The following is a 15,391-nucleotide window of genomic DNA, read 5'->3' on the forward strand; positions in this document are numbered from 1 at the left end:
TTGAGAATTGATAATTGAAAATTGAGAATTATGATGACTAAGATAAGGAAAAAACATCTGATAGGATTATCATTCATCATTTGTTATATATCATTTAGCATGACGCTGGGATCCTGTTCTGACGAGCCGGACAAAAGCAATTTCTACACCTTTACGGGTGAGATGGCCAGCGACTTTCTGAAGAACCGCAGGCAGTACAGCAAATTTACAGAGATTGTAGAGCGCGCCAACGTGATGAAAGTGCTATCCTCATACGGACACTTAACATGTTTCGTTCCTTCAGACAGCGCAGTGAATGTCTATCTGCGGGCGCGCGGCCTGACAAGTGTGTCGCAACTCTCCGATGCAGACTGCGACACGATAGCCCGCACACATATAGTGAATAACATGTACACCACGATGGAAATGACGCAGGACCGTCTGGCTACCTGTAATATGCTGGGGCGCTACCTGGCCACCTCACAGGGTTTCGACAGCGACAGCAATGCCGTTGTATTCCTCCAGGGCACAGCACACATCATCTTTGAGCTGAAGGACGACTCTGTGGAAAATGGTATCATGCAGCCTGTCGATATGGTTATTGAAAAGTCAAACAGCTATATTGCCGACATCCTGCGAGAACATGCCGCAACAAGCGAGTCACCATTCGAGACCTTCTACAATGCCTTGGTAGCCACTGATGTCATCAGCCAGATGACCCTTGTAGAAGATGAGGACTACGATAAGGATGCGTATTCCAAATACTACTACACTTCCGACTTCTGGAAGGAAGTGGCATGGGTTCCCGACCAGAAACTCTATGGCTACACTGTCTTTGTGGAGCCCGATGAGGTGCTGCAGCGGAAGTACGGCATAGCCAAAGGCGACATCCGTGCCCTCTATGATCTGGCATGCAGCATCTATGACAAGGTATATCCCAAAGATGTCAGCAAGGAAGGTCATAGCTTTGAGAACCTGACAGACAGCATCAACCCACTGAAACGCTTCATGCAGTATCACGTGGTGACGCGCTATACCGCCGGTACCGCAGATTTGACACCAATGGATGTCAATATCGGTGTCGTGCAGGGGGCATTCGGTTTCGATGAAACACTCATCAATCCCATAGAGTGGTTCCATACACTGTTGCCTCATACCCTGGTAAAGATTGAGAAAGCCACCGTGACAGCATGGCTTGGCAACGCCACGAAGGGTGAGCGCTACATCAACCGCCGCTACGACAATCAATACAAAATAGAGGGGGTCCATGTTAGCCCGACCATCGAGGCAAACTTCGACCATGATGCCCTGAACGGCCACATGTTCTTTGTTGACGACCTTGTCGTTTTCAGCGACGAGGTTCAGAACAAGATCCAGAACATGCGAATCCGACTCGACTTCTCAAGTGTCTTCCCCGAAGTGATGTCCAATCACCTACGCTTTGAGGGCGATCCGACACAGGATGACAACTCCGGTGTACCTGACGATGCCTCAACGCCTAAGAACGGCCGCAACTACTACTTCCCCATGGGTTACCTGGACGGTGTAACATTCTCAAACTGCTATGTTGTACTGCGCCGACCACACATCAACTTCTGGTCGTGGCAGGGCGACGAGTGGAACCTCTTCGGCGACTATGACTTCGAGTTCCGCATACCGCCCGTACCCTACAGCGGCGACTGGCAGGTGCGTCTGGGTTTCTGTGCCCTGCCCACCCGCGGTGTGGCGCAAGTGTATTTCGACGGTGTACCACAAGGCATTCCGCTCGATATGACACAGTTCCTCAACGACGAAGCCTTCTTGGGTGACCGTTTCGTATTCGACGAGGAGCCTAACAACTATGACCAGATGACCGATGAACAGAAGGCGGCCGAGCAGAAAGTGCTCAAGAATCTTGGTGCCTACCGCGCACCACGTTCCCTGTTCCACTTCAGTACATCGTCCAAGAACTACTTCGTTGGTAACTACCGCACGCACCGCCGTGTGCTATGCCAAACCTACATGGACGCGAACAAGGATCACTACGTGCGGTTCCGTGTGGCGAGCGACGGTAAGCAGGGTAACAACAACGAGTTCATGCTCGACTACTTGGAGCTTGTGCCTAAGAGCGTCTATGGCGTCGACGGCGAGGGCGAGATGGAGGACGACCTCTAAGAAGTGAATAGTGAAAAGTGAAAAGTGAAAAGTTTAAAATTATGACAACTAATCATATATATAATAAGGTGATAGGGCTGGCAATAGCCGCCCTCACCTTCGGCGCCTGCTCCGACACGTGGGACGACCACAACAATAGGGCTCCAGAGGGCGTAGAAGAGGGATCGCTATGGCAGGCTATCCAGCAGAACCCGGAACTGAGCAACTTCAGTAGTGTTGTCGAGGCTTGTGGCTACGACAAGTCGCTGGCCTCAGCACAGGTGTTCACCGTCTTTGCGCCTACCAACAGTTGTTTCTCCAAGGAAGAGGCCGACAAACTCATTGCAGCCTATCATGCCGAGAAGGGTAAGGTTGACGACAGAGACAACAGCACCATCAAGGAGTTCCTGCAAAACCATATCGCTTTGTACAACTACTCCGTGTCTCAATCCAGCAACGACACCATCATGATGATGAACGGCAAGAACATTCTGCTCACTTCCAGCAAGATTGGCAACAGTCCGCTGACCAGCAGCAACAAGATCTATGACAATGGTGTGCTGTTTACCGTGGGCAGTCAGGTTGACTACTTCCCGAACGTGTTTGAGTATATGCGTCGCGATGCTGAGTTGGACAGTCTGTACAGTTTCTTTTACAATGAGCGTTTCTACCGCAAGGAGTTCCAGGCCAGCAAGAGCGTGGAAGGCGGCATCGTGGACGGACGTACCATCTACCTCGATTCTGTGTTCCGTCAACAGAACGATCTCTTCGACAGCCAATTCCTCAATGCCCGCCTGAACAATGAGGACAGCACTTACTGGATGCTGATGCCCACTAATGAGGTGTGGCGTAAACTCGTAGACGAATACCAGAACTATTTCAACTATGACAACACGGTCGACAAACGCGACTCCGTATTCTACACAAACACCCGCATGGCCATCATGAAGGGAACAGCCTTCAGCCGCACCATCAACACGGATGCCATGCTGCTGGATTCGGCCATGTCGACCAATGCCGTACTCTTCTACAACTCACGCAAGTACACATGGGGAGCCGACGATCTGCACTACTACCAGTACTTCAACCCGTTGAGCGGTATCTTTACCGGCAATACGAATATGGCGTGCAGTAATGGCATAGCCATGAAAGTTAATGACTGGAAAATTGACAAGCGTGAGACTTTCTTCCAGACAAAGATCATTGAAGCTGAAGGCCAGGGAAGCATCCGTGAAGTCAGCAAGGTTGTGGACAAGGTCACTACCAAAGAAGACGGCTCGAAAGATACGACCTGGATTGAAACCATTGTACCACGCAACCGCTATGTGGAATCGGGTAACACCTATTACAATAAGGTGTCGAACAACGGCTTCGTAGAGTTCGAGCCAACACGTACCACCGTGAACCACAGTGTGACATTCAATATCAAGGATGTGCTCTCGAACATTGGCTACGATATCTATGTAGTCACCGCTCCAGCTCTGGCCAACGACAGCAATGCCACCGACATACAGCGACTACCCACACGTCTGAAATTCACCCTCTACCATCACACGCAGGACGGAAAGACGGTGAAGACGGGCAACAACGAGGGTGTGCCCTTGGTGAACAATACCGCTGTGGTGAACCAGCCCGATGAAGTGGACTATATCAAGGTGGCCGAGAACTTTATGTTCCCCGTAGCTTCCTATGGTCTTGAAGAGGATGAACCACAGGTATCGCTGAAGGTTGAGAGTTATGTCACTAGTACACAGCAACGCAACAACGAGTACACACGTACCATGCGTATCGACTGTATCATCCTGAAACCACATGAAGAGTGAAGAGTGAATAGTGAAAAGTGAAAAGTGAAAAGAATTATGATTACCAAGATATACGGAAGAAATCTGACAGATATGCTGTCTGTCGCTTTCCATCAGTCTTTTAGGATGGTGCTGAGTCTGGCGCTCCTTGCCATGCCATTCTGTGTTTCGGCCCAGGATGATACAGACGACGAGGAAGAGCCTGCACGTAAACGTACCATCGTTGAGAAGCAGAATCAATATGAAACTCGGACGGTTCGCGGCCTCATCGTGGATGCTGCTACGCGGCAACCCATAGCAGGTGCCATTGTGAAGGCCGACGGTCTGAATGGCTACAGTACCCTTACAGAAGACGACGGCACCTATTTGCTGAAGGTACCCGTGTTTACGACGGCCCTTTACATTACTTCGCCTGACCACAACCCTGTCAGGCAGGGTCTGCTCATCGATGAGCAACAGAAGGAGTCGCGCTTGTATCCCACATCATTCAGTAGCGAGTATCAGGCTGAGATCAACGTAATGAACGACTTTACTGCCAGTGACTTCAAGTACACCAATTCCGTGAACATCAAGGAAGAGGTGCAGAAGCAACTTGGCGCAACGGTGTACACGCAGCAGCGTAGTGGTGCGCCCGGCATCGGCAGCGTGATGTTCATTCAGGGACTCAACTCTCTGAATGTCAACGCACAACCGCTCATTGTGATCGACGGTGTTATCATTGATCAGCAGTATGGCCGTTCCATGCTGCACGACGGATTCTACAATGACATCCTGTCGAACATCAATCCCAATGACATCGAGAAGGTGACTGTGATGCGCAATGGTACGGCACTCTATGGTGCGAAAGGTGCCAATGGTGTCATCCTCATCCAAACACGTCGTAACAAGTCGATGGCTACGCGTATTACGGCTAACGTGTCGGCTGGCGTGGTACTCGAGCCGAAGTTCCTCTCCGTGATGAGTGCCGAGCAGTATCGCAGCTATGCCTCAGAACTGTTGAAGACTACCAACACCACCAATCGCGAGTTCAAGTTCCTCAACGAGAATCCCGACTACTATTATTACACCCAGTACCACCAGAATACCGATTGGAAAGACCTTGTCTACCATACGGCCATGACCCAGAACTACGGCATTAACGTGGAGGGTGGTGATGATGTGGCCAACTACAACTTGTCGGTAGGCTATGTCGATCAACAAAGTCCACTGAAGTATAATGACATGGGCCGTCTGAATATCCGCTTCAACACGGACATCAGTCTCACCGAACGCTTCGGCGTCCGTTTCGATGCGTCGTTTGCCAAAAGCACACGCAACATCCGCAACGACGGTGCGCCGGAAAGCTACGACGAGGGGACACCGACGTCACCTGGTTTTCTGGCTTATGTGAAGAGTCCTTTCCTAAGTCCCTACAGCTATGGCCGCGGCGTACTCAGCAGTTCGCACTTCGACATTGAAGAGGAATCTTATCTGACAGAAGCGCTGGCAAACTATAACGGTTACAACTGGCAGTTGGGCAACCCCGCCGCCATCAATGAGTATGCCGACGCAGAAAACAAGAACCGTTTCGAAAACTCCATGCTCAACCTGACGGTCACCCCGACGTATCGGTTCAACACGAACCTTTCACTATCGGAGCACTTCAGCTACAATCTGGTGAACACCAGGGAGATGTTCTACATCCCCATCAACGGCACGCCCAGTTACTATGTCAGTTCCATTGGTGCCTATCGCGAAAACGAAGTACGCTCACTGGCCTCGAAGCAGAACTCCGTCATGAGCGATACCCGCATTGACTGGCAAAACCGCTACGATGCCCATTTCGTACACCTCTTTGCTGGAGCCCGCATCAACTGGGAGAGTTACACCATGAACTCACAGTTAGGCTATGATACCGGTAACGATAAGACCCCATTCATGAGTTCCAGCTTAAAGAATGCCGACGATGCCAGTGCCAACGACAACTGGAACTCACTGGCCTGGTATGCACAGGCATCTTATAACTTCAGGAACCGCTACTTCCTGCAAGCCAACCTCACCGTCGAGGGTTCTTCACGCTTCGGACAGGACGGCGGTGACCTCCGTCTGTTTGATGCCGCATGGGGCATCTTCCCTGGTATACAGGCTTCATGGGTCATGAGCAATGAGCCTTGGCTGGCCAAGGTCAAAGGCATTGATTACCTGCGTCTTACTGCCGGCTACGATGTCAGCGGCAACGATGATATCGACTACTACGCTGCCCGCAGCTACTTCCGCGCACAGCAGTACCTGCATGCCATTGCAGAGCTGTCGTTCAGCGGCATCGGAAACACCGAGATACAATGGGAGACCACACGCCGTCTCAATGCCGGATTCGAAACCAGTCTGTTCAATAACCGGATGGCCCTGTCGTTCAACGCATTCAAGAGCTGGACAAATAACCTGCTGACACAACAGTCTTTGGGTTTCCTCTCCGGACTGGATAAGAACTGGTCGAACGGCGGCAAACTGGAGAATACCGGTTTCGATGTCAATGTCACCTACAAGGTGCTTAATCTCAAGGACTGGCAGTTGCAGGTGGGCGGTAGTCTGGGTCACTACAAGAACAAGATTACTGAACTGGCAGACAATGCCCAGTATATGGACAGCGAGGTCTATGGAGCCACCGTCCGCACCCAGGTAGGCCAGGTGGCCAATGCCTTCTACGGCTATAAAGCATTGGGTGTGTTCTCTACGACTGAAGAGGCACAGGCCGCCAGTCTGTATGTCTTGGGCGACAATGGTGTTGACAAGAACTACTTCGGTGCCGGCGACATACAATTTGCCGACCTTGATGGTGACCATCAGATTACAACGGCCGACCGCACCATTATCGGTGACCCGAATCCTGATATCTATGGTAACCTCTCCGCAACCTTGGCATGGAAACGGCTGAAATTCGACATGCGTTTCAACTATTCTGTAGGCAACGATGTCTACAACTATATGCGTGCACAATTGGAAGGCGGCTCGCGTTTCATGAACCAGGGGACAGCACTGCAACGCCGCTGGCGGGCTGAAGGACAACAGACCGACATACCGTGCATCACCTTCCAGGATCCCATGGGCAACTCCCGCTTCAGCGACCGCTGGATAGAAGATGGCAGCTACCTGCGACTCAAGAGTGTCACGCTGAGCTACGACCTACCTCTCAATTCGGAATACATACAGGGTCTGCAGTTCTGGATTCAGGCCAACAACGTATTCACGTTCACCAAGTACTTAGGCGCTGACCCCGAGTTTGCCATGACAGGCAACGTTATCGGACAAGGCATAGACCTGGGACGCCTGGCTCAAAGCCGCTCGCTGGTGGCTGGTGTGAAAATCAACCTCTAAGTTTAGAGTTTAAAGTTTATAGTTTAGAGTTTAAAGTTTATAGTTTATGAATACAAAGATAAACGATAAGAAATCGGCTTGCGGACGTAAGAAATGGGCGAGGATTATGATGGCAGGACTAATCTCACTCCTCACTCCTCACTCCTCACTCCTCCTCATCTCCTGTTCCGACTTCTTCGAACAGGAATCCAATGAGATTATCTATGCTGGCACAGACCATCTGAACAGCTCCACCGACTCCATCTATTCCGTCACTGGCATCCTGAAGAAGCTCCAGATCATAGCCGACCGCACCATACTGCTTGGTGAGGTGCGCGGCGATCTGACCAGTATAACCAGTGTGGCTTCGAGCGATCTGCGCGATGTCGCCCTGTTCCAGATTGGTGACGACAACCAGTACAATAACCCCCGCGACTACTACGCCATCATCAACAATTGCAATTACTTCATTGCACATGCCGACACAGCACTGAAGAACAACCGCAATGAGTCTATCTTCATGAAGGAGTATGCAGCGGTAAAGGCAATCCGCGCATGGACTTACCTGCAGATGGTTTTGAACTATGGCAAGGTCGTGTTCGTCACTGAGCCGATTCTCACAAAGCATGAGGCAGAACTCACCTACCCGACCTACGACCTCGATGCCATATGCGATTACTTCATCAAGGACCTGCAGCCGCTGGCCGAGCGCTACGGCCGCGAGTATCCCGGCTATGGTTCCATCCGTGGCAACGATGCACGCTTCCTGTGGTTCCCCATCAATATCGTGATGGGCGATCTCTACCTGTGGCAGGCCAGTGCCTCCGGCGATACCGAACTGTACCGGCAGGCCGCCCTACGATACTATCGATACATCAGTGAGCGCAATGGTCAGAACTCCACCTATCCCGTCGGTGTCAACCTCTACACCTGGGTACCGGGTAGCACCACGTGGCTCTCCCTGAGATACTGGGGGGGAGGCTTGGATACCAATGAGAGTTACATGCCCAACAGCGAACTCATCACGATGATACCGTGCGACTCCACCCGTTCTGAGGGTAACTACAGCGAGCTGCGCAACCTGTTTAACTCCACTGATGAGAACGACTATAAGTACAGTCTGACGCCCTCACAGCGCATACAGGAAATCTCTGCCGCACAGTGGCACTGCTGCGTGGGTACCAATGGCACCAGCGTGATCTATGCGCCAAAGAACCTCTCACTGCACCGTTCAGGCGATCTGCGCCTCGTCACTTCTTGGGGCGAGGGCTACACCAGCGACAGAATCACTGGCGAACGCATTGAGACACAGCTCATAACAAAGTATGCCAGCCGCAATGTTCACATCTACCGTAAGATGATGGTTTACCTGCGCATGGCTGAGGCCCTCAACATGGCCGGCTATCCGCGTATGGCTTTCCAGATTCTGTCGAAGGGTCTGAACAACGACGTTATTATCAACGAGGTATGCCCATATTACAGTGAGAGCGACTCCACATGGCTGCGTCAGTTAGACTTCCCCACCTCGCGCTACGGCATTTTCACAGCCGAGGCCCTGGCGTACAATCGCAGTACCAACAACATGAACACCATTGGCATTCATACCCGTGGGTCGGGTTTCACACCGCTGAATGAGTATTACCAGTTCCCCGATTCCATCGAGGTCGACGGCCAGAAGCAGGCCGTACCCTTGGCTGCCCAGCAGGAATATGTCAGCCAGTTGCTGCTCACCGAGGAAGCGCTGGAGTTTGCCTTTGAAGGCACACGCTTCTACGATGTCATGCGGTTCGCACTGCGCAGTAGTGATCCCGGTGAATTCATGGGCAACATTATCTCTGCCCGTGCTGGTAGCGGCAATGCTTCAGAGGACATCCGAAGCAAGCTCCGCAACCAGGAAAACTGGTATCTGAAGTGGAACGGAAAAATGGGGCCTGCGTTATGAAACACTTACTGACAGCCATCCTATTGGCATGCGCACTGACGGCGTATGCACAGCCGAAAACCGCGAATGGCAGTTTTAAGGCAGGCGAGAACACTTTTCTGCTGAACGGCCAACCATTCGTGGTAAAGGCGGCTGAGGTGCACTACCCCCGCATCCCGCGCCCTTACTGGGAGCACCGCATCCAAATGTGTAAGGCATTGGGCATGAACGCCGTGTGCATCTACATCTTCTGGAACATCCATGAGCAGCGTGAGGGACAATTCGACTTCACAGGCAACAACGATGTGGCAGCGTTCTGCCGGCTGGCACAGAAAAACGGGCTTTACGTCATCGTGCGCCCCGGCCCCTACGTCTGCGCCGAATGGGAGATGGGCGGCTTGCCTTGGTGGCTGCTGAAAAAGAAAGACATTAAGCTCCGTGAGCGTGATCCTTACTTTTTGGAACGCGTAAAAATCTTCGAGGAGAAGGTGGGCGAACAGCTGAAGCCGCTGACCATTCAGAACGGTGGCCCAATCATCATGATTCAGGTAGAGAACGAGTACGGCTCGTATGGCGAGGATAAGCCCTATGTCAGCGAGATCCGTGACTGCCTGCGTGGCATCTACGGCAAGGAACTGTCGCTGTTCCAGTGCGACTGGTCGAGCAACTTCGAGAAGAACGGCCTCGACGACCTGACATGGACGATGAACTTCGGTACTGGTGCCAACATCGACGACCAGTTCCGTCGTCTGGGTCAGTTGCGTCCCGATGCACCTAAGATGTGTTCTGAGTTCTGGAGCGGTTGGTTCGACAAGTGGGGTGCACGTCACGAGACCCGTCCTGCCAAGGATATGGTGGAGGGTATGGACGAAATGCTGTCGAAAGGCATCAGCTTCTCGCTCTATATGACTCACGGAGGTACCTCATTCGGCCACTGGGCAGGTGCCAACAGCCCAGGCTTTGCACCTGACGTCACCAGTTATGACTACGACGCCCCCATCAATGAATATGGCCAGGCTACACCGAAGTTCTGGGAGCTGCGCAAGATGATGGAGAAATACAACGACGGCAAGAAACTTCCCGCCGTGCCCAAGGCTCCCATGCCTATAGTGACCGTACCTAAGTTTGAGCTGACGGAGTTTGCACCGTTCTATCGCAACCAGCATCTTATCCCCAGCGTCAACCCACAGACTTTCGAAGAGATGGACTTAGGTTGGGGTATGACCTATTATGTGACAGCACTTCCCGAGATTCCCATGCAGAGCACACTCACACTGGAGGCTCACGACTATGCCCAGGTGTTCATCGATGACGTATATATCGGAAAGATTGACCGCGTAAAGAATGAGAAGTCACTTACCCTGCCCCCTGTAAAGAAAGGACAGAAGCTGGCTATCCTCGTTGAAGCTATGGGCCGTATCAACTTCGGTCGTGCCATCAAGGACTTCAAAGGTATCGTTGGCGATGTCGTCATCAACGCAGAGGCTGACGAATATGGCAACGAAGCAGCGTGGACGCTGAAGAAATGGACGATGACACCTATTTCTGATGATTACAACCGAGCTGCCCGTTCTTTCGACTCTGATGCCTATCCTAATGCCTTCGGAAAGCCTCTTGCATTGGGGAATCGTGGCTACTATCGCGGCTACTTCGACCTGAAGAAAGTAGGTGACACGTTCCTGAACTTCGAGACTTGGGGTAAGGGGCAGGTCTATGTCAACGGCCATGCCATGGGCCGCATCTGGAGCATCGGTCCGCAACAGACACTTTATGTGCCTGGCTGCTGGCTGAAGAAAGGTAAGAACGAGGTCATCGTGCTCGACGTGGTTGGTCCTAAGGAGACTGTAGTCTGGGGACAGGCCGAGCCTGAGCTGAACAAGCTGCAACTGGAGAAGAGCAATAAACACAATAACATTGGCGACAAGCCCGACCTCAACAGCGCTACACCTGTCAGCGCAGGCGCTTTCAAGGCTGGCAATGGCTGGCAGACCATCCAGTTTGGTAAGACCGCCAAAGGTCGCTATCTCGCCATCGAGTGTCTCTCTACTCAGACGGCCAACGACCGCGTAGCCATCGCCGAGATTTATCTGCAGGGCAACGACGGCAAGCGCCTCTCTCGCGAGCCTTGGAAGACGAAGTATGCCAACAGCGAGGATGAAGGCGGCAACCACTTAGGCGACAAGGTCTTCGACCTGCAAGAGTCCACCTACTGGCAGACGGAGAAGGGTGCCTCGGCTCCTCACCTCCTTGTCATTGACCTCGGCTCAGAGCAAAGCGTAAAAGCCCTTGAGTATCTGCCACGTGCCGAACAAGGCGCACCAGGCAGCGTGAAAGACTTCAAGATTTACATCTACTAAGACAGACGAGGGCGCGGAAATCCGCGCCCTCAGTTTGTTTTATATTGAACTTAACAATATCATATAATAGGCAGGGAGATGCCACAGATTTTCTGATAGACATCAAGCGCATAGACGTCGGTCATGCCGCTGATATAGTCGATGACGGCCATGAGACGTGTCTCGAGGTCGGGATTGTCAATGTCGTACTGACTGCTCACCCGACCAATGAGCTGCTGGGAATAGTAGCGTTCCGGATGCTCAATAGCCTCGACCATCAGTTCCATGAGGGTTGCCATGATGCGGTAACCGGAGAGCTCGACGTCGAGCACGGGCTGACTGCGATAGATACGTTCACGGGATATCTTGGTGCAGTGGCGATAGGCCTCACGCTGGATGGGCGCTACGGCATCGATGAGCGAACCACTGAAGGTGCCATTGAGTATCTCGTCCTCATGGGCAATGAAGGCGCTGACACACTCGTTTTCGAGTTTGCCGATAACACAGGCACGTAAATACTGTATCTTCTCATTAACATCAGTGAGCTGCTCCTCGTCAATACGGGCAAGGATGTGCTGCTGACTCTCAGCATCGAAGAAGGACAGCATGAGGTCGCACGTCTCCTGATAGGTGAGGATTTTCAACTTAAAGGCATCCTCCAGGTCCATAATCTCATAGCAGACATCATCGGCAGCCTCAACAAGATAGACCAGGGGATAACGGGCCCATCGCTCGTGGCCAGGCTCGGAAGAAATCTGAGGGATGCCCAGACGCTGGGCCAGCGCCTCATAGTGGATACGCTCTGTAGTAAAGAAGCCGAATTTGTTTTTTGTGGCACTATATGACGGGAAGGGATACTTAACGATGCTGGCGAGGGTGCTGTAGGTCATAGCGAAACCACCCACACGGCGTCCCTTGAAGCTATGAGTAAGCAGGCGGAAGGCGTTAGCATTACCATCGAAACGGGTGATGTCGGACCAGAACTCAGGCGACACATGCTGCTGCAGATAGGCGCCCTTGCCCTCGGTGAAGAAGGTCTGGATGGCTTTCTCACCAGAATGGCCGAAGGGCGGATTGCCCAGGTCATGGGCCAGACAGGCAGTGGCCACAATCTGTCCTATCTCCGCAACGAGGGTATCGGCAAGAGCAGGATCACGACGACAGAGATGGCGAGCCACATCATTGCCTAACGACATGCCGACGCTGGCCACCTCGAGGGAATGGGTGAGGCGGTTGTGTACAAAGACGCTACCAGGCAGTGGGAACACCTGCGTCTTGTTCTGCAGACGACGGAAGGGTGCTGAGAAGATGAGACGGTCGTAGTCACGTTTGAACTCCGTACGATCGTCATGACGCTCCAAATGACGGGACTCCTGTCCCAGACGGCAGTTTGATATAAGCTGTATCCAATCCATTAACCTTCAAGTGTGATATGTTCTACCTCGACAGGTTCGTGAAGGAAGATACGTGCCGACTCACTGAACTTGTCAGGATTTTCAGTAGTTAGATAACGTGCGGTGGCACCTGTGGAGCAACGCTGCTTCATGTCAGGATGACGCTGCAGATAAGATGCAAGGCTGTCGGCCACAAACTCGCCCTGAGGTATCACACACACGCCCGCAGGCAGGTACTTTAATATCTTTGGCATCAGCAGCGGATAGTGGGTACAACCCAGAATGATGGCATCGATGGCCGGGTCGAGGTGCATAATCTGGTCGATGCGCTTCTTGACGAAATAGTCGGCACCAGGCGAGTCGGCCTCATTATATTCTACCAACGGCACCCAAAACGGACAAGCCACACCCGTGACGCTGATGTCGGGATGCAGCTTGGTAATTTCCATGTTATAGCTCTCGCTACGGATGGTGCCTTCGGTGGCGAGCACGCCCACATGACGGCTCTGAGTGATATTGCCGATGATCTCGGCAGTGGGACGGATGACGCCCAGCACACGGCGGTCGGCATCCCATTGGGGCAGGTCTTTCTGCTGAATGGTGCGCAGAGCCTTGGCCGAGGCGGTGTTACAGCCCAGCACCACCAGATGGCAGCCCATCTCGAAGAGACGGAGCACGGCTTGACGCGTGAACTGATAGACGACATCAAAAGAACGGGAGCCATAGGGTGCACGAGCATTATCACCCAAGTACAGATAGTCGTACTCGGGCAGGCGCTGACGAATAGCATGCAGGATGGTAAGACCACCATAGCCACTGTCGAACACCCCTATGGGACCTGGTCCTTGTGGTAATGTCATCTCTTCAGTCGGCGAATCACCTCTTCGTTGAGGTCAACACTCAACATCGGCTCGACAAACGGGCAGGCATTGGAATCGGTGTTGACCACCACAGCCAGGTGTTTATTACGGGCCAACGTGGCGATGGTCTCGTTAAGACGGATGCGCAACGGAGCCAGCAACTCACGTTCGGCCTTGGACAGGTCGGCCAGCCCCTGCTGCTTGAACGCCAGATTGCGCTGCATCATGTCCTGCAGCTCGCCCTGCCGCTTCAACAGGATGGTGCGGGGAAAGTCTTTCTGTCCGTCGAGGAAATCCTCGTACTTGCGATTAAACTCCTCCTCGACCCGCTGCAGCTCTGCCTCGTAAGCCTGACGAAGTTTGTCCAGCTGATCCATCACCGACTTATATTCAGGCATAGACACCAGGGCGGAGTCATAGCTGAGATAGCCGATGATAACGTTGGGCTGTACCGTAGAAACAGGAACCTCCTCCTGTGACGAAACAGGCACAGCGAGGAGGATCATGAGTATCAGTATGAGGGTATGCTTCATATTATTTCAGACCGAGTTTTGTCTTGACCAGAGCGGTAACATCGGTAGACAGCGTTGTGCTGATATAGGGAATGCCGGCACCCATCTCCATGATATAGACATAGTTGCCCTCCTGGCCCACAGCCTTGATGGCATCGAGCACCTTGCTGGTGATGGCCTGCATCTTCTCCTGCTGAGCCTTGTCAAGAGCGTTACGGTTGTCCTGATAGGTCTGCTGGATACGCTGGTAGAGGTCGTTGAGCTCCTGGTTGCGGCGCTGCTTGATGTTGTCGGGCAGTGTGCTCTCTTCCTTCTCGAAAGCCTCAGCTTTCTTCTGCAGTTCGTCCTGCATACTCTTCAAGTCGGCCTCATACTGCTGGGTAAGCTTCTGAATGTCGGCCTGTGCGGTAGTGAACTCAGGCATGGCCTGAATGATTTCCTGTGAATTAACGTGGCCGAACTTGGCCTGAGCAGATGCGGTGAGACCGCAGAAAGCGCAAATAGCGCAAATGATAAACTTTTTCATTTTGACTTAATTGTTTTTATTGTTTATTTTTTTGTTATTATCGGAGTGTCGATATATTATTAATAAGAATATCCCAATTTCTTCAGCACCTCGTCGGAGATGTCGATCTTGGGTGAACCGAAGATGATGCCGGCATCGCTGGCACGGTCGAGCACCAACTGATAACCACGGAGGTCGGCCACATCCTTGATGGCATTATAGACCTCATCCTGAATAGGTGTCATCAGAGCAGTGCGTTTCTTGAACAATTCACCGTCAGGACCGAAATACTTACGTTTCAGGTCACTAGCCTGCTTCTCTTTCTCCATGATGGCATCCTGCTTGGCTTTCTTCTGTTCTTTTGAGAGGAACACTACCTCATTCTGGTAGTTCTTGTACATGGTCTGGGCCTCAGTGGTAAGCGCATCGACCTCAGCCTGCCATTTCTTTGACACCTGCGAGAGTTGCTCGTTAGCTCGTTCGTAGGCAGGGATATTCTTAAAGATATAATCCATGTCGACCAAAGCAAACTTCTGGGCAGAAGAAGTCAATGTCACACAGAAAGCGCATAAAACGCAGAAAAGAACTTTTTTAATCATAACTCTCTGTTTTAATT

General features: G+C 52.1%; 10 protein-coding genes. 5 read left to right on the forward strand and 5 right to left on the reverse strand.

All coding sequences use genetic code 11. The annotated features are described in order from the left end of the window. The first annotated feature begins 30 nt into the window (after positions 1–30). Genes Q0R57_RS01040 through Q0R57_RS01060 form a run of 5 tightly spaced genes read left to right on the forward strand, consistent with a single transcriptional unit; the run spans position 31 to position 11,525 of the window. Positions 31–2,133 (forward strand): fasciclin domain-containing protein, encoded by a 2,103-nt coding sequence (locus Q0R57_RS01040; protein ID WP_294743036.1) that lies wholly within the window; start codon positions 31–33, stop codon positions 2,131–2,133. Between the two features lie 41 nt (positions 2,134–2,174). Next, on the forward strand, positions 2,175–3,935 hold the full coding sequence (locus Q0R57_RS01045; RefSeq protein ID WP_294743039.1) for a fasciclin domain-containing protein: 1,761 nt from the start codon (positions 2,175–2,177) through the stop codon (positions 3,933–3,935). A gap of 36 nt (positions 3,936–3,971) precedes the next feature. Next, on the forward strand, positions 3,972–7,268 hold the full coding sequence (locus tag Q0R57_RS01050; RefSeq protein ID WP_294743042.1) for a SusC/RagA family TonB-linked outer membrane protein: 3,297 nt from the start codon (positions 3,972–3,974) through the stop codon (positions 7,266–7,268). Between the two features lie 46 nt (positions 7,269–7,314). After that, positions 7,315–9,189, forward strand: a complete 1,875-nt coding sequence (locus Q0R57_RS01055) for a RagB/SusD family nutrient uptake outer membrane protein (protein ID WP_294743044.1) — start codon at positions 7,315–7,317, stop codon at positions 9,187–9,189. After that, entirely contained in the window at positions 9,186–11,525 is a 2,340-nt protein-coding gene (locus Q0R57_RS01060; RefSeq protein ID WP_294743047.1) for a beta-galactosidase, read from the forward strand. The genes Q0R57_RS01055 and Q0R57_RS01060 overlap by 4 nt, the downstream gene beginning before the upstream one ends. Before the next feature lie 59 nt (positions 11,526–11,584). Here Q0R57_RS01060 and dgt read toward each other — a convergent pair whose 3' ends face one another. The 5 genes from dgt to Q0R57_RS01085 are packed head-to-tail and all read right to left on the reverse strand — an operon-like array spanning position 11,585 to position 15,374. Then, entirely contained in the window at positions 11,585–12,919 is a 1,335-nt protein-coding gene (gene dgt, locus Q0R57_RS01065; protein ID WP_294743048.1) for a dGTP triphosphohydrolase, read from the reverse strand. Then, positions 12,919–13,758 (reverse strand): glutamate racemase, encoded by an 840-nt coding sequence (gene murI, locus Q0R57_RS01070; RefSeq protein WP_294743050.1) that lies wholly within the window; start codon positions 13,756–13,758, stop codon positions 12,919–12,921. Before murI ends, dgt begins: the two co-directional genes overlap by 1 nt. Then, positions 13,755–14,291: an OmpH family outer membrane protein gene (locus Q0R57_RS01075; protein ID WP_294743052.1), complete on the reverse strand. Its 537-nt coding sequence runs from the start codon at positions 14,289–14,291 to the stop codon at positions 13,755–13,757. The genes murI and Q0R57_RS01075 overlap by 4 nt, the downstream gene beginning before the upstream one ends. Position 14,292: 1 nt before the next feature. Next, positions 14,293–14,796 (reverse strand): OmpH family outer membrane protein, encoded by a 504-nt coding sequence (locus Q0R57_RS01080; protein WP_294743054.1) that lies wholly within the window; start codon positions 14,794–14,796, stop codon positions 14,293–14,295. Positions 14,797–14,855: 59 nt separating this feature from the next. Next, positions 14,856–15,374, reverse strand: coding sequence for an OmpH family outer membrane protein (locus Q0R57_RS01085; protein WP_294743056.1), 519 nt, complete (start codon positions 15,372–15,374; stop codon positions 14,856–14,858). Between the last annotated feature and the right edge of the window lie 17 nt (positions 15,375–15,391).

The sequence above is a fragment of the uncultured Prevotella sp. genome (assembly GCF_946407605.1).
Taxonomy (GTDB): domain Bacteria; phylum Bacteroidota; class Bacteroidia; order Bacteroidales; family Bacteroidaceae; genus Prevotella.

Excerpts from the sequence above, each read along its gene's own strand:
- Q0R57_RS01050 (WP_294743042.1), top strand. The coding sequence starts at position 3,972 with ATGATTACCAAGATATACGGAAGAAATCTGACAGATATGCTGTCTGTC.
- Q0R57_RS01080 (WP_294743054.1), bottom strand. The coding sequence starts at position 14,796 with ATGAAAAAGTTTATCATTTGCGCTATTTGCGCTTTCTGCGGTCTCACC.
- dgt (WP_294743048.1), bottom strand. The coding sequence starts at position 12,919 with ATGGATTGGATACAGCTTATATCAAACTGCCGTCTGGGACAGGAGTCC.
- Q0R57_RS01075 (WP_294743052.1), bottom strand. The coding sequence starts at position 14,291 with ATGAAGCATACCCTCATACTGATACTCATGATCCTCCTCGCTGTGCCT.
- Q0R57_RS01060 (WP_294743047.1), top strand. The coding sequence starts at position 9,186 with ATGAAACACTTACTGACAGCCATCCTATTGGCATGCGCACTGACGGCG.
- Q0R57_RS01045 (WP_294743039.1), top strand. The coding sequence starts at position 2,175 with ATGACAACTAATCATATATATAATAAGGTGATAGGGCTGGCAATAGCC.
- Q0R57_RS01085 (WP_294743056.1), bottom strand. The coding sequence starts at position 15,374 with ATGATTAAAAAAGTTCTTTTCTGCGTTTTATGCGCTTTCTGTGTGACA.
- Q0R57_RS01040 (WP_294743036.1), top strand. The coding sequence starts at position 31 with ATGATGACTAAGATAAGGAAAAAACATCTGATAGGATTATCATTCATC.
- murI (WP_294743050.1), bottom strand. The coding sequence starts at position 13,758 with ATGACATTACCACAAGGACCAGGTCCCATAGGGGTGTTCGACAGTGGC.
- Q0R57_RS01055 (WP_294743044.1), top strand. The coding sequence starts at position 7,315 with ATGAATACAAAGATAAACGATAAGAAATCGGCTTGCGGACGTAAGAAA.